An 18,777-nucleotide genomic window follows, 5' to 3' on the forward strand; every position below is an offset into this window, starting at 1 on the left:
ACTCGACATCGAATCTTGCATTCACTCTCGAAAAGCATATGCTTTCGAAGCATGTTTCCTTCGGAAACATTTCAAGTGCTCATGTAGTCGCCTACACTCCGCGCTTCTTTCTTCGAGTCTTGCAACCTTCTCGGTGCTAAAAAGTGATTTGTTTATCACACAACATTTTCTATTAAAGGATGGTGCTTATCTATGAGTATCGGTATTTATGATGCAAAGCAAGTATCTGTAATCATTAACGAAGAACACATTACGGGATTTGGCGAGAATACATTCGTTACCTGTGAAAAGGACGAGGAGCAGACGGTGACGCATGTCGGCGCGCGCGGCGAGGTAGCGATTGCCTATAAGAACAATCCGCTCGGCACGATTAAGCTGACGGTGATGTCAACGTCCCCACAATTGCCCCTTTTGTATCGACTGGGGAATGAGAAGAAATTATTCAAAATTATGGTGAAGTCCAATAACAAGCCAGGAGAAACAATTAGCGGTAATCAGGCTGTCATCAAGAAGCTGCCGGCTGCTTCGTACGGCTCAGAGCTTGAGGATCGTGAATTTGAAATCCAAGTTCTCGATTATATGCATCAAACAGAATAGTGAAGTAAAAATTTAGGAGCTAAATTTCAATAAAACGGATTCGGAAAGGGTGGCTACTTGTGAGTAAGCAAAAGACAGTAACGATTGAAACTGAGGAATATGTGCTGCAGCATCCGGGCGCGCGGGCGCTCATGCGATTGTATGATGCAGCATTGAAGGCAGACGGGGGATGGAAGCTGGAAGCGTCGATGGACTTTTTCCTCCAACATGTCATCGTGTCTCCGCGCCTAAGCTGGGAAGGTCTTGAAGAGAAGACCGATCTGATGACGCCGCTCTGGCTGGAGTGTGCGCGCTTCTTGGGCATGGTCGATACACCCTTGGAATCCGAATCATCCGACGTATAAGCAATCCATCTCCCGCAATCCGCTCCGGCAATTGTTCTGGCGTGTCGTCCTGAACAGCCGGGGCGGCATTACGTATGCAGAAGCGAGCGGTATGAGTATTGAGGAATTGTGCGAAGCCGCCGCCGCTGTGGAATGGATGTACGGGAAAGGAGGGGGTTAACCCAATGGATGATCGGATCTCCAAAAATATTCACCGCGAACTGCGCACCATGAACGGGAAGCTCGATGAGATGGGCGTCGTCTCCCGCATATTGACGGACAGCATTAAGGAACAGACCGCGGAGATGAAGCGAAATGCAAGAAGGAAGACGCCGAAGATAGGGGGGCTCGCTTTAGCTTCGGCCGCTTCATCTGCTTCCGCATCTGCTTCGTCTGAAAGCAATTTGCTTTCCAAAATGAACATGATGATCACCTCCTTACAAAAGCAGGTGACTTCACTAAGCATCACAAATTCGCCAACGATATCGATATCTGCAAATGTGGACTCATCAACTTCAAATGAGGTCACGATTGAAAATACAAATGAGATTGCCGTGTCTATCGCTCAGCAGTTGTCCTCTTCACTATCGCAGCAGCTAGCTACAACATTTGCGTCGTTTCAGTCCCAGAGCATGTCTGCCTTGGTGCAGGTCAGCACAACGATAAATGGAAAGTCAGGGAAAAAGGCAGAGGACAAATCGAAGTCCATAATGGATTATATTCGCTCCGGTCAAGATTTTCTCTACAACCTGAATGATGAGGTAACGAAGATTCGGGATGCGAAAGAAAACGGGAAACTCGTAAAGGAATTTTTTCAGGGAGAAAAGGCCGGAAAAGATGGAGATTCGAAGTGTTGCTGTAATGGAGGTTCTGGCGGAACTGACGGTGGAGAAGGCAGCGACATGTCGGTTACAGATGATACTTCCGATGAGAAGAAGGAAGAACGGAAAAAGGACAAAGGTAAAAACAAAAGATTAGGTCAAGCGAAGTATGGCAAAAGACGTGCAAATAAAACAATAAGTAGATCAAAGAGTAAGAACTTCAAAAGAACGACGTACAAGAAGAAAAATGATTTTAAAGAACTGGGGAGGGCAGCTCAAGGTCAGAATAGAGACGTCGGAAGTTCCCCTAATAAAGATCTTGGACAAGCGATGAATACTGGACAGAAGTCCTCCTCATCCGCTGGCCCCAATGCTCAGCAGGATCTTGGCAAGGCTGCCTCGGGTACGAGTGGGCAAGGACAAGGCACACCGCAGAATAGCTCTAAAGCAGGCAACGGTAAATCCGGCACAGGATATGGCCAAAAATCCAGGGGCGGAATGTTGGGAAAAGCGAAAAAGTTTGGAAAGTGGGGGCTATTTGGGGCGGCGGTCGGCAGCATATCGATGAGGCTGTTCGGAGGAGAGAAGAAAGAAGAGGAAGAGGGCAATTCAGACTCTACAACCGTCCAGACAACAGCAGTTCTTCAGTCAACAGCTGAGACTATCCAATCTGTGCAATCTGCAGTGGAACCAATGGCCGATGCAGCAAAGGCCGCATCGACTGCATCTGATGTAAGTAAGGCCGCATCTGCAACGAAAAAGGTTGGCTGGTTGGGGAAATTGATAAAAGGCGCCCGCACAGTAAGCAAGGCGACGAGGTTCCTGCGATGGAATCCAGCTGGATTTATTGGCGGCCTGGCTGTCGATGCAGGTTTATGGGCAGCAGAAAAGCTTTTTCTCCCGAAGGAAGATGAGGAGAAAGTAAAGGAAGAGGAAGAAGAGAAGCAAGTTAGGCCGATGGTGAGATCCAACCTATTCGCAAAAAATCGTGCACTAGCAGCTTCGACGGTGTCTTCGAGTGTACAAGCTTATTCTGCAAATAGTAGCAGCATGCAAACATTAGCAGGTTCCGTACCATCTGGAGCGGGTACAACTGATCCTTCAATGCCAACATCTCAAACGCCTAATATGCCTAGAGTTGGTGGAGCAGCCGGCAGTATGGAAGTTAGTACGAACAGCAATGTGACGATGAACCTGAACGTGAATGGTTATATCGATAACCGCATGATTGAAGAGATCAAACGAATCGCGCGTGAGCAATATGATGCCTCGTTCCGTGCGTTCGAGCGCAGCATTGCAGACAAGCTGCCGAAGCCAAAGCCTATCCCGAGACCTCAGGTGGCGGAAGGAGGCATGATGTCCTATTAATACGCGAAAAAGCAAATTAGGTGGAGTTGAACTGTTCGTTATCTCAGAGGAACCGGAATACTCGGTACAGGTGAGCAGTCACAATGTGGAAAAGGGCGGCACGATTACGGATCATATCCAGAGGGATACTGCAAGTCTTCATCTGGAAGGGTTGTTGATCGGGCCACAGGCAGCCAATTACAAGCAGCGCCTGGTGAAGGCGATGAATGAAGGCAAGCTGCTCCAATACACAGGACGCAATATGATGCTGAACTGTGTCATCACCAGCTTGCGAACTGCGCATGATAGTTCAATCGCCAATGGCATGACTTTCACAATGTCATTGAAGCAGGTCAACATTGTCCAGCCAGCGTACAGCAAACTGCCACCGAAGAAGAAGGCAGCTGTGAAACCGAAGAGTCGCTCAGGCAAGCGAAATACTTCGTATCGTCCAAAACCGGAGTCTCATACAGTGCGGAATGGACAATCGTTGTGGGATATCTCAACTTATCACAAGGTTAGCGCTACGATTGTTAAAGTGGCCAACAGTATTATCAATCCGGCAATCCCATTAATAGAAGGTACCAAGCTTTTACTCGGTTACATCAATAAGAAGAAAAAAGGCAGCAGGCCTTCAGGTGGTGGAGGCAAGCAATACATGCAGGATCGGTAAGGCAAGGAAGCTTCAGAAAGGAGGAGAAGGATGGCGATCATCGGGATCGACAAAGATCTTGTTCCTTACTCATTTGATATGGATTTGGGCGATCGAACCTATACGTTCGAAGTACGCTACAACTTTACCCATGATTATTTTACCGTGGATTTATCGGAAGGGGATACTCCATTGGCGCTAGGCGTAAAGTTGGTATGGGGAATGCCGCTGTTCGTCAGTATGGAGACGCGGGAGTTCCCGCTTGAGCTCATCGTCCCGTATGGGGATAATCCGGAAGAACAGATTACGTGGGATACACTTGGGCAGTCTGTTTACCTGCATTTGGGGGATGACGATGGAATACTTATTTAATCGCGGGTGCGAGATTTTGATTGGTGGCTATCGATTCAACTACGGTGATCTGACAATGAATGTTCACGTAGATTTTGATGATAACAATGAACCGAATGAATCCACCGTGGAGCTGTACAACTTGTCCAAGCATACGCTGGCGAACATTCGCACGGGGATGCGAGTCATTGTCAATGCGGGTTACGGCAAGGATCTCGGCACTGTGCTTCAGGGCAACATTGTAGAGGTGCGAACGAAGCGGGAGCAGATGGATCGGGTGACGACGATTCAAGTGAAGGATGATTTGACAGTTTCCTTATATGAAATGGCACATACGTATCGGCCGGGCACGAAGGCTAGCGAAATTATTCATGATCTGTTAAGTCGGGCGCAAATTCCGCATGGAGCCGTGCAGCTTGGCTCCAATCATGCTTATATGAAGGGATTCATTGTGAAAGGCGATCCAGTTGCATCGATACGCCGGGCAGCTCGTGATTGCAATACGGAAGTGTTTACGCGGCAAGGCAAGCTGCATTTCAAACCTCTTACTGGAGCCGGATTAGAGGTGACGGGCATCGTTCGTTTATCCGCAGACAGCGGGTTAATTGACAGCCCGCAATCGTATGAAGAGGACAAAGTTAAGGGTGTGCGCGTGACGTCCCTCTTGAATTATCGGCTACATGCAGATGCACAGCTTCGATTGGTTAGTGAGGATTTTGACGGTGTGTACCGGGTGAAGCGGGGCAAGCATACCATTTCGATGGATCAATTTGTGACGGAAGTGGATTTGGTTAAGATTTAACCTTTCATTGCATTTGCAAAAGGAGTAAGGGCGATAAGCGTGAGTGTGCCCAGAAATTCAATGCAATGATAATGCGATTAAGCGACAAGGAGGTGACGCTATGGGCGCAAATCGAGCGGTCAGTGCACTGGAAGCCTGGATGGATCATCGAATCTCGGGAACAGCAGGAGCGCAGCTGGGTACGATTGTGAGCATGGGAGTGGGCACGGCTGATGTGGAGCTGGAAGGCGAAGCTGGACTTATTCGATATCAGCTGCCGATTCTAGAGCAGGCACAAGACATCGTGATCGAAAGTGGGAGCCGTGTACTGGTTGTATTTACAGAGGCCAGCAAAGGTGGCGGCGTCATTGTCGGAAAGGTGGCTGGAGGATGAGGACGTGGGCGCTTCAAGACGGAGATCTTCAATTATCAGATGGACAAATTGCTTGGATCGATGGGCGTGAGGAATTAACGCAAGCGGTTCGCATTCGGTTGGGTACTCGCTTGGGCGAGTATTTTTTTGCGCCGGATATGGGCTTGGATCATGAGCGAATGGTTGGCAAGCAGGTAGATGAGGATACCATTCGCGAGGCGATTATGCGCTGCCTTATGGATGAACCGCGCATTCAATCGGTCGAGGATGTAGAAGTGACAAGAGACAAGCACTCGCGTACAGCTCAAGTACGCCTAGTCATGACAAGCTCTGAAGGAGAGGAGGTTGAGCTTATCTATGCTGACGGCAGCGGGATTGAAGCGTAAAACCTATCACGAAATTTATGAAGAAATGGTTGAGGATTTAGGCAAGCAGCTCGGACAGGACATCAATACCTCGGAGACATCGCCACTTGGCATGATGATGCAGCTCTTTGCATGGCACTTGTCTGTGCTGTGGGAAGATGTCGAGCAGGTATACCACGAGTCATACATTCAATATGCAACAGGAGTGCAGCTTGATGCATTGGCGGTATTCTATGGGCTGCGCCGCAAGCTGGAGCAGGCGGCTTATGGGAATATCAAGCTGACAGGCGTTCCGAAGTTTATCGTTCCAGCAGGACTACAAGTTGGTACGAAATCAGGCGTGTGGTTCATGACGGTGGATGATTGCGTATTGGACGATTCGGGCAAGGGAGAAGTTGCTGTGGTGGCGACTGTACCAGGCATTATCGGTAACGTACCTGCTGATTCCATTACAGAAATACTTACTTCCGTGAAGGAAATTACGAGCATTACGAACCCAGCTAGTATGGCAGAGGGGCGTGAACGGGAAAATGATGTCGAGTTCCGTGACCGTTTGCGTGCCGCACGAGATGGCAGTCATGCGGCAACCGTGGATGCAATTGTATCTGCCCTGCTGCAAATTCCGGATGTAAAATCAGCAGCTGTACGTGTGAACGATACGATGCAGACGAACGAGGAAGGCATTCCAGCGAAGTCGATTCGTACGTACGTGTATGGTGGTCAGGATGAGCGGATTGCGCAGACCATTTTTGATAAAAAAGCAGCGGGAATTGGAACAGACGGAACAAAAACCGTAAAGGTTCGCGATGTCAGCGGTGGTGAGCATGATGTTCGTTTTAGCCGCATGAAGCTGCTTGATGCTCATATTGAGGCAGAAGTGAAGGCAACTTCGTCATTTTCTTCTCGTGGGAAGGAGGACATCGTCACGGCGATTGCGCAGTATATTGGCGGCGTCGGCGCGGATCAGCAAGACTACACAGGACTTCCGCAGGGATCTCGTATCGTGTACAGTCGTTTGCTGGCGTCCATTCAGAATGTGGCTGGCGTCGAGGAAGTGCTCGAGTTGAAGGTGAAGCTCGGCGATGGCGAATTCGTCAGCGGCAACGTAAGCATTCCGCTTTATGAAGTGGCTCGTGTGACACCTGAACGGATAAAGGTGGCGGTAACCTATGTTTAAGCTGCCAGAGGTAATGGAGCTGCTGCCGGATGTCATCGCAAAGGAAGGCAGCAGCCGCTTCGCTCAGCTCGTAAATGTATGGCTGAAGCAGATGAATGAGCTAAGCAGTACGATTCAGCGAATATCCGAATGGAAAAGCATCGAGCAGGCAGAAGGCGCTGCTTTGGATGAGATAGGTGGCAATCTGGGACAAGCGCGTGGTCAAGCGACCGACGAGGTTTATCGACTGCTTCTGCGCTCCAAGCTGGCCCGCATGAATTCAAGCGGCAGCTTGGATTCCGTCATTGAGGTGCTCGCTCTAGCTCTTCGAGCAGCACCGGACGAGTTTCGCATCGCGGAGCAGTACGATGACCCGATTCAGCCCGAACCTGCGGCGATTCAAGTTACAGAGGTGCCGTACGAGAAACTGAACGGCGTTGGGCTAAGCCCTTCGCAATTCGTTTCACTTGTCGAGAGCCTCGTCGCCGCTGGTGTCCGCGTGACGCAGGTCGGCCTGACGGGCACGTTCGAGCTGGCATCCGCCTACGATGCACTTGAACAATCTGAGCATGGCCTTGCTGATGAGGATATGACCTTAGGCGGCACGCTGGGCGATCTTTATGTACCAGGGAATGACTATGTGCTACCCGTGTAGAGTAATAGTTCGATAGAGTAGAAGGATTACTAATGATAAATGAGGTGACGATACATGGCATTCGAAAAAGAGCTTCCACAATGGAAGGAAAAAGGGGTAAAGCCCCCGCAAAGCAAACTCGACGAAGGCTGGAAAGTCCAAGATAAGCCTCCCGCAGCTTGGCTGAATTGGCAAATGAATAAGACGTATGAAGCATTGAAGGAAGTTAGGGAAAAAGCAGCAGAGAAGGAACATGTACAGGCTGCCAAGATCACACGTGATGACGGGACAGCCCAAATTGCTCCTGACCGCGATATCAACAAATGGAACAAGCTCGGAGTGTATTCATTCAACGAGGCACATATCAGTACACCGAGTGGTTTTGTTCGTGGACTCATTTTCGTGTACGAAGATGAGGTAGGCATTACGTATCAAATGGCGTGGGAGAAAGATAGCCGTTTAGCAGTGAGAACGAAAAACGAAGTTGGTAAGTGGAATGAATGGGGAGGAATGGTGGCAAGTGATGAATTAGAAAAAATATTGGCTGGCTATATGCATAAAACTGGTGGGGATTTCGACGGAAGCGTAGGGTTCCCTGGATATGGGAGCATTATGAAGTTTACTCATGGTACGGGGGACAACGCCACCTATGATGTTTACAACAATGCTCTAAGAGTCCACTGGGGATTGGCGATGAAAACCTATGATGAGTCTGTCACTGGTATGTGGGATTCCCGTACTGGTAGATGGATAACAAAAGGCGGATTCTCAGTTCAGAGGGGATCAGGTAATGAAAAATGGAACGTTGACCCCTCAGGAAGCCAAACTATGGACGGGAGTTTAAACGTCAAAGGTGGAGCGACCATACAAGGAGACGGTCCAGTTTTAACCCTAAAGGGAACCACGCATCAATATATTAACTTCTTCGCAAAACAGTCTGGGAACCGTTCTGGTTACATTGGAGCATCTGACCCGAATAATCCGGGCAACGTAGCCGTAGTAAGTGATGGCGGATTCCTCGTTCTAAAAGGAACGCAGGGGGTTATGGTCAACGACCGCAATATCTTAATTGAGCTTGATCAGCTAAAGCAATCTGGCGTTGACGCGAAAAATCGCATCGCGGGTGCAATCAACGCCAAGGGAGTACCTGCATCCGCAAATGACGATTTTTCTACGCTTGCTTCGAAAATTGGACAGATTAAAACTGAGACTCCACCGATCATACAACCTATAGATTTTCAGCGTTCTAACTCTCGTACAGTACAAGAAGATTGGCAAGTAGATACTTGGCAAACCACAATAGCTACGGTGAATATGAAGTCTTTCCTGGCTTTTTCTGGGGGGTTACACGTCGAAAATGAACCAGATCTTAATGCTGACTACAATCAAGCGGGCGTTCGTATATTGTTTAAGGATCAACATGGAGTAGAGGAACAAATTATTAGTGCGGCCTATTCTAGGACACGACGGTACGAAAGTAATGATCACCCTATTATTATTGGGAGATCGTACAAGGCGACAGAATATATTTATAATGATCCTAATTCAGAATGGCCTAAGGGAAAGTGGCTAGATTTTAAAAGTACGTTTGACATAAATGGCCCTGTCTCAATTGTGGCTGAGTTTTCTTTTCGAAAGCCGTATAAGTACTCATATAGCGCTACATTAAAGGCGTCTGCAATCGGAACATTGGTGTATTATTAAGAGTTACTTTTCGATAATAGCTCTCATGTTTACATGAGGGCTATTTCAATTTGAGAGGGGGATTGACATGGAAAGATGGGACGTACTGCTAAAATCAAGCATTGCGGCCAGTGGAGGATTGACGGCACTGCTATTTGGCGGCTGGCCGATGCTGCTGCAAGTGCTGCTTATCATGACCGTGGCGGATTACGTCACTGGCATTATGGCTGCTGGAACTGAAGGAAAGCTGCGTAGCAGTGTAGGACTTATAGGCATTGCACGCAAGGTGTTTATTTTCGTAATCGTATCGATCGCGCATCAGGTGGATGTGGTGCTTGGAGGGCAGCATCTACTCAGAGATGCGACGGTCTTTTTTTATATGGCAAATGAACTGTTGTCGATTATTGAAAATGGCGGACGTCTAGGCGTACCGCTGCCGCCGGTTATTAAGCAGGCGGTGGAAGTGTTGAAGGGAAAAGGGGGAATTCATGATGAGCATCGACATTAAGCAGCGCCTGATTCCAGACGGAAGGGCGAATAAACCGAACCTTGCCATGAAGCCGATGTATCTTACCGTGCACAATACGGACAATACGGATGCGGGGGCGACAGCAGAAGCGCATTCAAGATATTTGTTGAACGGTAGTGGTGGGGCGAAAAAGAGCTGGCACTATACGGTGGATGATAAGAGTGTGTATCAGCATTTGCGAGATCATGAGCAGGGATGGCATGCTGGGGATGGGACAGGCCCTGGCAATGCGTTGTCCATTGGCATCGAAGTATGTATGTACGCAGGGATCAACGAGCAGGCCGCATGGCGCAATGCTGCTGAACTGCTTGCCATCTTGTCTAGCAAGTATGGCATTGCACTGGAACGCATCATGCCGCACAAACATTGGAGCGGGAAGGCTTGTCCGTCCCGACTGCTGCCGCATTGGCAACAATTTATGGACATGGTGGTGCAGGCTAAGGAAGCGATGTCAGGCGACACTAGTGGTACGAAGCCGCCATCGCCCAATCCGACTACCGAACAGCAGCTGCGTGCCGAGCGAGTGAAGGTCATCTGGGAAGGTGCACCCAAAGAAAGTTCGCAAGGTTACTTAATTGATAACAAAGTCTATATTCCGGTACGCGATGTTGCGGAACGAAGCGGAATGAGCGTGCAATGGGAAGCGGTGAAGAGGCAGGTTGTTGTCCGCGGAGGCAGCAAGTAAATTAAACGAATGAGGCCACATTCAACGGAGATGGAGAATCAATTACTTCCCAACGAAGTCTTGCTCTATTCGCATAGCGATGTTTAACCGCTTATCATATGGGCAAGGCTTAAAAGTTGATGCGTTTAGTATTGATCTGGATCATCGAAAAAAGCGCTGTTCGCTTTTACACCCATACCTTCGCTGATATGTCATCAAAGATAAAGAACTGGCACGATTGCGATTGCTGTATATCCCTGTCCATGCTCCTTCTCACAACCAAGAATATTTCCCCTCCTGACTGCACAATCTAACATAATGTGACATTGTTGCCGCCGAACAACTTTCCTTAGTGGACTCAACTTTCCTTGCCGGTTCCAACAGGTTGTTGCCGGTTCAATTGTTGTAAGAAGGGGCAACACTGTTTCTGTAGACCCACACGGGATCGGTGAGGTAAGATAGGATTCCGGGTTGGAACGGCATATTCCATAATATGCCTGGTAATAAGGAGTCAGGGAGGGGTCAGCGTGAGCGCGGACATATATGCAGATATGAAACAAGGGGAAAAAGGAGCATGGATCAGCATTGCTGCCTATATTGCCCTATCCGCATTCAAGCTAGCTATCGGCTTATTCTACCAATCGAAGGCGCTGCAAGCAGATGGATGGAATAACTTGACCGATATCGTCGCATCGCTTGCTGTACTTATCGGACTGCGAATTTCGCAGAAGCCGCCGGATCATGACCATCCTTACGGTCATTTGCGGGCGGAGACAATCGCTGCTCTAATTGCTTCCTTTATTATGGCGACAGTCGGGATTCAAGTGATCATATCCACGGTACAAGCATTGTTCCAGGGCGAGTCGACAACCCCGAACCCGCTTACGGGTTGGGTAGCGCTTGGCTGTGCGATTGTGATGTACGCGGTGTACTCATATAATAAGCGGCTGGCAGAGCGCATTCGTAATCAGGCGCTTATGGCGGCAGCACAAGATAACCGGTCAGATGCATTTGTAAGTATTGGCGCAGCAGTTGGTATTTTCGGCGCTCAGCTTGGCATTAGCTGGCTCGATCCGCTTGCCGCCTTAACGGTAGGCTTCATTATATGCAAGACAGCATGGGATATTTTCCGAGAAGCAACTCATACATTGACGGACGGATTCGATGAAGCGCAGCTGGATCGCCTGCGCAAGACGGTAGAGAGTACAGAAGGCGTGCGCAAGATTAAGGAAGTGAAGGCGCGCCTGCATGGAAGTCTGGTTCTCGTTGATGTAGTTGTACAGGTTGATCCGAAGCTAAGCCTTATTGAAGGACATCATATTTGTGACGATATTGAGCAGCGTATGAAGCGCAAGCATAATATTACTCATGTACATGTGCATGTGGAGCCAATGGATACAGATACAAGCAAAACAATTCATCAGCAATTGGTGTAATGTATGATCATAGAACGCGACCAGCGTGCCCGCGAGTGACGGTAACATCCGTCCTCAGGGCACGTTTTTTTGTATTTCTAGTAAAACGGACAGACGGAGCAGATCACGTAAATAAGCTTCGAAAGAGTAGTACTGGGAACGGGCCCGATTGTTTAAATCTGGTATTCACCCCATGAATCAACCAATTAATAGGCACAAAGACCCACAGAGAAGGTTACAATTTTGTCTTTTTTAAGAGGATAGGCCGATAGAAACCGACGAAGAAGACTCTATATAATTAGGCGTAGGGGAAATGGGATGTCATTACAGAAATAGAATAACCACTTAATTATAGAAACAATTGACATCTTGTTCATATGAACATCAACTCACATTCGGTTCACGATTACAGTAATGTAACAACAACTTAGAGGAGGATTTCTATGAAGAAGAAATTACTGTTAGGCATAATGATGTTCACAATGGCAGGGCAGATGATATTGCCGTCATTGCATGCGGCACCTGCAGCAACTAGCAATGTACAAGCTGCATCTGTAACGAGCTCCAACCAGAATCGCGGAGAGATTGTTCAGTCCGTCAATTTGAGAACGAAGCCGAGTACTTCATCCTCAATCATTCGATTGGTGAAGACAGGCGAATCCGTTACAATTTTGGACAAGCCCAACAGCAGTTGGTACAAAGTGAAGGATACCAAAGGCAACACGGGCTATGTAAGCTCTCAGAGCAAATACATACGAGTAGGGAATACATCCGGCTCTAACTCTTCAGGAAGTTCAAATAATAAACCTACAACTTCTGTTCCATCAAGTAAGGCTGCGAAGATGGACAAAGTGGAGAAAGTAGCGAAGAAATACATGGGCACGCCTTATGAATTTGGATCGAATCGGAATACAACCAAAACATTTGATTGCTCCGACTTTGTACGCCAAGTCTATAAGGAAGCATTAGGAATCGTACTGCCGACAGACTCCCGGAAGCAAGGCACTTATATTAAGGATAAAGGCGGCGTGAAGAAGAGTATCAGCCAACTGCAGCGTGGGGACTTGATGTTCTTCATGTCCTATAAGGGATCCAGTGCATCCAGTTATAAAAATGTAAATAAATCAAAAGAGCGAATTACACATGTCGGCATTTACTTGGGCAATGGCAAAATCATTCATACATATTCCAAAGCTTCAGGCGGCGTACGGATCGACACGGTGAGCAACACTAGCTGGGAACATCGTTTCCTGTATGGAGGAAGCGTAGTAAAATAGAAGCGTTCATCGAGCATACTGCATATGCACGCATCAAAAAGGGCTATCTATTCAACAGGGAAAGCTGTTGGTAGATAGCCCTTACTTGTTCGTAGGAAGAGGAATTCAAGCGTGCTGATGCATGTTCCGTCCCACATCCATTAAAATGGAACACGGCGGTTCCTAGTTATTGATATTTTGGAGGCCCTTGTTGTTCATCGATCTTCGGTCTTGTGCGATATTTCTTCGTCTTCGCCATGGCAACTGCAGCCCATGAGCTTAGCAAGCTTATTGGAAGCAGTAGAGCAGTAGTTGTGTAGCGTACAATATCATCCTGATAGAGAACATAGGCAATGACAAGCACCATGAGTGGGGCGTAATCGACATACCGCACCATCCGATGTCTGAGGCCTAAGCGGTTCTCAACGATACCGAAACAGAAGAAACCGGCAATAATGATGGCAGCGAATAGGAACGCTCCTGTAATCCAGCCGAGTGCTCTCATGAGAAGAGCAAGCGTGATAAGGGCGTATCCGACGAAGCCTACTCCAGTAAACAGCATGTTGCAATCAACTCCTTGGCTAAGATCCTAATCGTAGATGATTATTGCAGCAATTGCAACACGGTTCGGGCACAGGCCTCAGGATCCGTCATAGCAAGAGCACCAAGCTGCCGCTTCTCGCGCAGCCGGTCATAGTGGTGCTGTAATTCGTTGAACCAACGTGCAATGGTATCCGAGGATTCGATCTTCTCACCCATACCATGCTCCATGAAATATTCACAGTTCTCTTCCTCTTGTCCAGGGATTGGATCATAGAAGAGCATAGGGATGCCCTTCATCATTCCTTCTGTACAAGTCATTCCCCCAGGCTTCGTTACCAGTAAATCGGAAGCATCCATCAGACGCGACACCTCTTGCGTGTAGCCGAATATATGTATGTTCGGATGCTGGAACAATGGATCCTGTTCCATCCGAGCGATTGCCTTCTGATTGCTGCCCATGCAGAACAGAAGCTGGACATGTTCGCGCCATGTCGTCATGTACTGGAGCAAATCTTCATTCAGCGACAATCCCCAGCCGCCGCCCATAATCATGACGGTCGGAAGCGGACGCAATCCAAGCTCCAGCTGCGCTTCCGATTGAGGACAGCGCTCCCAGAACTTCGGATGAACAGGAATGCCAGTAACAACAATGCGGCTATCATCAATCCCGCGTTCCAGGAGCTTGTTCCGTACTTCTGGCGCGGAGACGAGGTATTTTGTAACTTCTGGGTTCATCCACGTACCATGCGCATCGTAGTCCGTAATCAATGTATATAAGGGAAGATGAAGACCAGAGCGCTTCAGGCGCGATACGATGATATTCGGAAATGGATGAGTGCACACAATCGCATCAGGACGCAATTGATCGAGCACATGAGAAGCTTGTGTGTAGAAAATGCGATGCAATGCGAGCTGTGTGACGCGGTTCAGCGATTTTTTATATTTTTTTCGATACAAGAGTCCAACCAGCTTCGGCTGTGAGCTTACCGTCTTCCGATAAGCAGCGAAGATTAGCGGCCCGACCGTCGGATTCAAGAACTTGCCCAACTCGATGACGCGTGTTTGGACATCGGGCTCCAGCTGGCGCAGTCCGACTGATAGGGCATAGGCTGCCTGCGTATGGCCTGTACCGAATCCTTCAGATAGAAGGATGATTCTCTTTTTTCGCATGTTCTCACCCACATTCCATTATAACCTGAAAGTTGAAAGGAAGCATCAGCCAATTACGTCGAAACTGAGCGTTCATTTTCCTTGGTTTAGTTGAAATTCACAGGCAGGTATGATAAGGTTCAGGTAACGGCATATGACCATAATTTCTAATTGGTCATTCAGTCAAATGTGCGCCAGGAGAAAGGAGGCGGGGGATGTGACCGTAGACCGCCGAAAACAAATCGTGGAAGCGGCAGCGCAATCCTTTGCTCTGTTCGGGTACAAAGCGACGACGATGGATCAAGTAGCGAAGATTGCCAAGGTAGGCAAAGGAACGATTTATACGTTCTTTACGAACAAAGAGGAGCTGTTCGATGAGATTTTGCAGCAGCTCATCCACGAGATGAAAGAGATCGCGGATCGGGAAATCACCGAGGATAGACCGTTTATTGATAAGCTGTATCGTGTGTTGGATCGTGTGCTGGAATATAGAAGCCGCCATGAGCTGGCATTGAAGCTGTCCCAGGAGCTGCGCGACTTCGGGACGCCGATGGCGAAGGAAGCGCTGGCTAAGATGGAACAGGAATTGCTTGAGTACATAGAGCGCGAAGTGCGTGTGGCTATGGAGCGTGGAGAAGTGAAGCAAGGTGACCCGAAGGTCGTCAGCTTCGTCATGCTTCAATTGTACAAAGCGCTTACGACCGAATGGAACAAGCTGAATGCTCCGCTCGATAAGGAAGCGATTAAGGATTATTTTCGCCTTCATTTTATGGAAGGGTTAATGATTCGCCAGCCATAAGGAAGCCAGGACGGATGTTGATATACAAAAGAGAAGCACCCTTCAAATAGGAACGCGTGGTCGAACCTGCAGAAGGGTGCTTTTGTGTGGAGACTATAAAATAGCTATCTTACTTTTTAATGACGACCATCTGAGCTTTCTCTAATTTCTTAGACAAGTCAACTAGTGCACTCTTCGGATCCTTCTTGAAATGAGCAACCGTTAAGCCAAGCTTGTCTGCGTTCAGCTTCTCCCAAGCTGCATCATCGAGCAGCACAATCGTTTGGGCAAATCCGCGTGACTCCCCAATTACAATATCGCCACCGTACTGACCAGCGAGCTTCACACCTTTCAGTTCTGTCACCGTTGTATCTGTCTTCGCGAAGATCACCGCATTGTCGCCTGTTACTTCAGGCAGCTTCGCAATCACTTCTGTTGTGTCTTTGTCCTTCACTTGTTGAAGCAACCCATTATTGAACAAGCCTTGAGCGGTTGATTTGCTGATCGCAATGATACGGTCATCCGCTTGCTTTGCATCATATTTCAATGAGAAATCATCTGTCTTCGACACATCATTCTTCGTGCTCTCCAGAGCATCTTTAATTTGAGCATCCGTTCCATACATAATCAGTCCATTTGCCTTAGGGCCGAATAGGCTGCAGCCTGTCGCCATTACAAGTACAAGTATCATGGTAGCTACTATGCCAAGGTTCTTTTTCATTCGTCATCCACCTCAATTACCAGTATTGATTCTTACACCGTTAACGATACAGGAGGGATCATCTTGTTGCCATTGGTTTAGATGACAGCACTCTTTCAATCTCGTAAGAAAGTAGGACTATAGTATCAAAATAGCCGCTGCTCGCAAGAAGTTGCCTGCATAAGATAATAATTCTCCTCCTTTTTACCGTTATAGTAGATATGTACTTTTTTGTTCCATTGGCTCACAGGAGCAAAACGGGAAGGGAGAAGATAAGGTGTACCCATCAAGGAAAAAATCGACATGGCTTAGCATAGCGCTCGTATGCACGTTGCTATTCGGTATGCTGCCAATCCAAGGTATCGTTCATGCAGAAGATTCGTTTACAGGTATTGCTTTTGAATCAGATGTGTCTCCAGTACACGTCACAGTTGAAGGTTCCTCTGTACAATTGAAGGTGCTTGGTACAATCAGCGGAAAGACGGATAAGAAAGATGTTACGAGCTTGGCTACGTGGACGTCCTCGAATCCGAGTGCTGTCAAAGTAGACGCTGGTTGGGTAAGCGGCGCTGGAAAAGGTACTTCGGAAATTACAGTGAAATATCAAGGATATACATTGAAGAAAACGGTTGTATCCGAATACTTGTATGACAAGATCGTTATTCGCACAGGGGATACGGATCAAGAGGTTGCCAATGAAGTGAAGGCGAATCTTGGAGACAAGCTTGCCTGGAAGGCATTCGCCTTGGACAAATCGACAAATACGAACAATGATGTTACGGCTGAAGCCTCCTGGACTTCCTCCAATACAGATGTAGCGGATGTGAATAAAGGGGTCATTACGCTGAAGTCCAAGGGTAAAACGGACATTACCATTAAGCATAAAGGATTAAGCACGAAGATCGAGCTGAAGGTTGAACAGCCTTACGACAAATTGGAGCTGTCTCCAGAAAAGCTGGTTGAATTCGAATACGGTGCAGCTTCCAAGACCGTAACCGCCAAGGCGAAGACTGCTGACGGCAAGCTCGAAGATGTAACAGGTAAGGCAGATTGGACAACAAGCGATGCGAATATCGTCGAAGTGAAGAACGGAGAAGTCAAGCCTATCAACGTAGGTTCGGCAACGGTAACGGCGAACTATCTTGGGGCTTCGCAATCCATTACAGTGGTCGTACGTGCTTCTTACCAAGCGATGCGCATCACACCGGATCAGAAACAGCACATGATGCTGGGAGACGGGCCGCTGCAAGTGCAGACCTTCGTGCTCAATTCGGCTGATAATCAGCAGGATGTTAGTGATCTTGCAGAGTGGACATCAAGCAACCTGATGGCTGTAACGGTAGAACACGGCAAGGTCTACGCGAAGAGCGAAGGAACTGCAACGGTAACAGCTTCTTACAAAGGGCTGACGAAGTCGGTTGAGATTACGGTATACCCGACGATCGAGAAGTTGAAATGGACGGAAGAAGATAAGAATGCAAAACCTGGAGACGTTCGCAAGCAGGAGCTAATCTTGGAAGATGTGAAGCCTTTGCCTAAGATCAGTGGGGTATCCTTGAGCGGCAATACGCTTGATGTATCGGAACTGGTGCAGTGGACATCTTCTAATGAAAGTGTTGTCTCCGTTAAAGATGGCAAGATGAAGGCAGCAGCACCGGGAACGACTTTCCTGACTGCGAGCATTCGCAATCAAACGCTTCCTTTGGAAGTAAATGTTCAGCGCAAGGCACTCGTATTGCAGGCGAACAAGGCGGATATCAGTATCGTAACGGGTCGTGAGCAGCCATTGCCAGAAGTAAATGTGATTTATGCTGATGGTACAGAGGAAAATGTAACGACTCAAGTGAAATGGGAATCAAGTTCTCCGAACTTGCTCGTTCGCGAGGGGAACATGAAGGGTCTCATTGCAGGACGTGCGACGTTGACAGGAACATTTTCCAATGTGAAAGTGACTGTGAAAGCAACGATCGAAGAAGAGATTGTGAAGTATGACATCGTTCCTTCTGAAATTCGTACGAACGTGAACAAGTCCCAATCGGTTAAGGTAACAGGAACCTACAAGAACGGAAAGACGATTGCGCTTGCTTCGCGTATTAAGTGGACTATTGAAAATGAAAAGGTAGCGACGGTTCGTGGAGCTACTGTCAAGGGTGTGGCTATTGGCAGCACGAAGCTGGTCGGTGAGTATCAAGGAAGAAAGCTGGAGGTTACAGTGCATGTGAAGCCTCGCTTGCTGAAGCTGGAAGCAAATCCGACAACGGTGAAGCTGGGCATCGGTCAGTCTGCATCGTGGAAGGTTCAGGCGATTTATGATACAGGTGAAGTTGTGGATGTGACGTCCTCCGTGACATTCGTTCCTTCCAATGTGAAGATTAAGGCGTCGCGTGGTTCGGTGCAAGGTGTATCCAAGGGCAGTGGGAGTTTGAAGCTGACATTGGACGGCAAGAGCACATCACTGCGTGTAACGGTGAAATAAGGATTAATTCAAAATGGGATTAGTCAGAGAACACAGAACAGGGACTGCATGTGCAGTCCCTGTTTTGATTTTACGATTGTATGCTGCAAGTAAGAGTTGGGAATCTAATTCTGAAACAAGGTACCAATGAAAACTGAATCTCGGTATAAATCGATATCTGAAACTAGTTATGAACCTAATACGA

The 18,777-nt window shown here is 47.9% G+C and carries 20 protein-coding genes; 17 read left to right on the forward strand and 3 right to left on the reverse strand.

The features are described 5' to 3' along the window. Nucleotides 1–192 precede the first annotated feature (192 nt). The 15 genes from ABN764_RS10590 to ABN764_RS10660 all read left to right on the forward strand — a co-directional run bounded on the left by ABN764_RS10590 (nt 193) and on the right by ABN764_RS10660 (nt 12,968). Nucleotides 193–597: a phage structural protein gene (locus ABN764_RS10590; protein WP_446671850.1), complete on the forward strand. Its 405-nt coding sequence runs from the start codon at nt 193–195 to the stop codon at nt 595–597. A gap of 59 nt (nt 598–656) precedes the next feature. Next, on the forward strand, nt 657–941 hold the full coding sequence (locus ABN764_RS10595) for a hypothetical protein (protein WP_005542653.1): 285 nt from the start codon (nt 657–659) through the stop codon (nt 939–941). Nucleotides 942–1,105: 164 nt separating this feature from the next. Next, nucleotides 1,106–3,109: a hypothetical protein gene (locus ABN764_RS10600; protein ID WP_446671851.1), complete on the forward strand. Its 2,004-nt coding sequence runs from the start codon at nt 1,106–1,108 to the stop codon at nt 3,107–3,109. 70 nt (nt 3,110–3,179) lie between these two features. Beyond that, nucleotides 3,180–3,761, forward strand: coding sequence for a LysM peptidoglycan-binding domain-containing protein (locus ABN764_RS10605; protein WP_446671852.1), 582 nt, complete (start codon nt 3,180–3,182; stop codon nt 3,759–3,761). 30 nt (nt 3,762–3,791) lie between these two features. Further along, nucleotides 3,792–4,112, forward strand: coding sequence for a phage baseplate plug family protein (locus ABN764_RS10610; protein ID WP_446671853.1), 321 nt, complete (start codon nt 3,792–3,794; stop codon nt 4,110–4,112). Then, a complete protein-coding gene (locus ABN764_RS10615; RefSeq protein WP_315742583.1) occupies nt 4,096–4,893 on the forward strand; it encodes a phage protein in 798 nt (265 codons plus the stop codon). Before ABN764_RS10610 ends, ABN764_RS10615 begins: the two co-directional genes overlap by 17 nt. 100 nt (nt 4,894–4,993) lie before the next feature. Beyond that, complete coding sequence (locus ABN764_RS10620) at nt 4,994–5,266, forward strand: hypothetical protein (protein ID WP_446671854.1); 273 nt, start codon at nt 4,994–4,996, stop codon at nt 5,264–5,266. Next, nucleotides 5,263–5,631 (forward strand): DUF2634 domain-containing protein, encoded by a 369-nt coding sequence (locus ABN764_RS10625; protein ID WP_021254387.1) that lies wholly within the window; start codon nt 5,263–5,265, stop codon nt 5,629–5,631. The genes ABN764_RS10620 and ABN764_RS10625 overlap by 4 nt, the downstream gene beginning before the upstream one ends. Continuing rightward, on the forward strand, nt 5,603–6,787 hold the full coding sequence (locus ABN764_RS10630; RefSeq protein WP_446671855.1) for a baseplate J/gp47 family protein: 1,185 nt from the start codon (nt 5,603–5,605) through the stop codon (nt 6,785–6,787). The genes ABN764_RS10625 and ABN764_RS10630 overlap by 29 nt, the downstream gene beginning before the upstream one ends. Beyond that, nucleotides 6,780–7,421 (forward strand): hypothetical protein, encoded by a 642-nt coding sequence (locus ABN764_RS10635; protein WP_446671856.1) that lies wholly within the window; start codon nt 6,780–6,782, stop codon nt 7,419–7,421. The genes ABN764_RS10630 and ABN764_RS10635 overlap by 8 nt, the downstream gene beginning before the upstream one ends. Before the next feature lie 54 nt (nt 7,422–7,475). After that, nucleotides 7,476–9,104: an XkdV family phage structural protein gene (locus ABN764_RS10640; RefSeq protein ID WP_446671857.1), complete on the forward strand. Its 1,629-nt coding sequence runs from the start codon at nt 7,476–7,478 to the stop codon at nt 9,102–9,104. Between the two features lie 67 nt (nt 9,105–9,171). Continuing rightward, a complete protein-coding gene (locus tag ABN764_RS10645; RefSeq protein WP_072727433.1) occupies nt 9,172–9,591 on the forward strand; it encodes a phage holin family protein in 420 nt (139 codons plus the stop codon). Continuing rightward, nucleotides 9,575–10,297, forward strand: a complete 723-nt coding sequence (locus tag ABN764_RS10650; RefSeq protein ID WP_446671974.1) for an N-acetylmuramoyl-L-alanine amidase — start codon at nt 9,575–9,577, stop codon at nt 10,295–10,297. Before ABN764_RS10645 ends, ABN764_RS10650 begins: the two co-directional genes overlap by 17 nt. A gap of 506 nt (nt 10,298–10,803) precedes the next feature. Further along, the gene (locus ABN764_RS10655) at nt 10,804–11,712 is read left to right on the forward strand and encodes a cation diffusion facilitator family transporter (protein WP_446671858.1); all 909 of its coding nucleotides are present in this window, start codon (nt 10,804–10,806) and stop codon (nt 11,710–11,712) included. A gap of 422 nt (nt 11,713–12,134) precedes the next feature. After that, complete coding sequence (locus ABN764_RS10660) at nt 12,135–12,968, forward strand: C40 family peptidase (RefSeq protein ID WP_021254380.1); 834 nt, start codon at nt 12,135–12,137, stop codon at nt 12,966–12,968. A gap of 166 nt (nt 12,969–13,134) precedes the next feature. Here ABN764_RS10660 and ABN764_RS10665 read toward each other — a convergent pair whose 3' ends face one another. Both ABN764_RS10665 and ABN764_RS10670 read right to left on the reverse strand, forming a co-directional pair. Beyond that, nucleotides 13,135–13,509 carry a permease gene (locus ABN764_RS10665; RefSeq protein ID WP_446671859.1) on the reverse strand — a complete coding sequence of 125 codons (375 nt, stop codon included), beginning with the start codon at nt 13,507–13,509 and terminating at the stop codon, nt 13,135–13,137. Between the two features lie 41 nt (nt 13,510–13,550). Beyond that, nucleotides 13,551–14,660, reverse strand: coding sequence for a UDP-N-acetylglucosamine--LPS N-acetylglucosamine transferase (locus ABN764_RS10670; protein ID WP_028531633.1), 1,110 nt, complete (start codon nt 14,658–14,660; stop codon nt 13,551–13,553). Between the two features lie 196 nt (nt 14,661–14,856). Between ABN764_RS10670 and ABN764_RS10675 the strand changes: the two genes are divergently transcribed. Then, nucleotides 14,857–15,438: a TetR/AcrR family transcriptional regulator gene (locus ABN764_RS10675; RefSeq protein WP_028531634.1), complete on the forward strand. Its 582-nt coding sequence runs from the start codon at nt 14,857–14,859 to the stop codon at nt 15,436–15,438. A 109-nt stretch (nt 15,439–15,547) separates the two neighbouring features. Here the strand turns inward: ABN764_RS10675 and ABN764_RS10680 are convergent, their stop codons facing one another. Continuing rightward, nucleotides 15,548–16,138: a lipoprotein BA_5634 family protein gene (locus ABN764_RS10680; RefSeq protein ID WP_446671860.1), complete on the reverse strand. Its 591-nt coding sequence runs from the start codon at nt 16,136–16,138 to the stop codon at nt 15,548–15,550. Between the two features lie 256 nt (nt 16,139–16,394). On the opposite strand from ABN764_RS10680, the gene ABN764_RS10685 reads away from it, so the two are divergent. After that, a complete protein-coding gene (locus ABN764_RS10685) occupies nt 16,395–18,593 on the forward strand; it encodes an Ig-like domain-containing protein (RefSeq protein ID WP_174809646.1) in 2,199 nt (732 codons plus the stop codon). Nucleotides 18,594–18,777 lie beyond the last annotated feature (184 nt).

Origin of the sequence: Paenibacillus wuxiensis, from assembly GCF_040195695.1 — a bacterium.
In the GTDB taxonomy this organism is placed as follows: domain Bacteria; phylum Bacillota; class Bacilli; order Paenibacillales; family Paenibacillaceae; genus Paenibacillus_B; species Paenibacillus_B suaedae.

Excerpts from the sequence above, each read along its gene's own strand:
- ABN764_RS10600 (WP_446671851.1), top strand. The coding sequence starts at position 1,106 with ATGGATGATCGGATCTCCAAAAATATTCACCGCGAACTGCGCACCATG.
- ABN764_RS10630 (WP_446671855.1), top strand. The coding sequence starts at position 5,603 with ATGCTGACGGCAGCGGGATTGAAGCGTAAAACCTATCACGAAATTTAT.
- ABN764_RS10610 (WP_446671853.1), top strand. The coding sequence starts at position 3,792 with ATGGCGATCATCGGGATCGACAAAGATCTTGTTCCTTACTCATTTGAT.
- ABN764_RS10625 (WP_021254387.1), top strand. The coding sequence starts at position 5,263 with ATGAGGACGTGGGCGCTTCAAGACGGAGATCTTCAATTATCAGATGGA.
- ABN764_RS10620 (WP_446671854.1), top strand. The coding sequence starts at position 4,994 with ATGGGCGCAAATCGAGCGGTCAGTGCACTGGAAGCCTGGATGGATCAT.
- ABN764_RS10645 (WP_072727433.1), top strand. The coding sequence starts at position 9,172 with ATGGAAAGATGGGACGTACTGCTAAAATCAAGCATTGCGGCCAGTGGA.
- ABN764_RS10635 (WP_446671856.1), top strand. The coding sequence starts at position 6,780 with ATGTTTAAGCTGCCAGAGGTAATGGAGCTGCTGCCGGATGTCATCGCA.
- ABN764_RS10650 (WP_446671974.1), top strand. The coding sequence starts at position 9,575 with ATGAGCATCGACATTAAGCAGCGCCTGATTCCAGACGGAAGGGCGAAT.
- ABN764_RS10590 (WP_446671850.1), top strand. The coding sequence starts at position 193 with ATGAGTATCGGTATTTATGATGCAAAGCAAGTATCTGTAATCATTAAC.
- ABN764_RS10660 (WP_021254380.1), top strand. The coding sequence starts at position 12,135 with ATGAAGAAGAAATTACTGTTAGGCATAATGATGTTCACAATGGCAGGG.
- ABN764_RS10670 (WP_028531633.1), bottom strand. The coding sequence starts at position 14,660 with ATGCGAAAAAAGAGAATCATCCTTCTATCTGAAGGATTCGGTACAGGC.
- ABN764_RS10665 (WP_446671859.1), bottom strand. The coding sequence starts at position 13,509 with ATGCTGTTTACTGGAGTAGGCTTCGTCGGATACGCCCTTATCACGCTT.
- ABN764_RS10680 (WP_446671860.1), bottom strand. The coding sequence starts at position 16,138 with ATGAAAAAGAACCTTGGCATAGTAGCTACCATGATACTTGTACTTGTA.
- ABN764_RS10615 (WP_315742583.1), top strand. The coding sequence starts at position 4,096 with ATGGAATACTTATTTAATCGCGGGTGCGAGATTTTGATTGGTGGCTAT.
- ABN764_RS10640 (WP_446671857.1), top strand. The coding sequence starts at position 7,476 with ATGGCATTCGAAAAAGAGCTTCCACAATGGAAGGAAAAAGGGGTAAAG.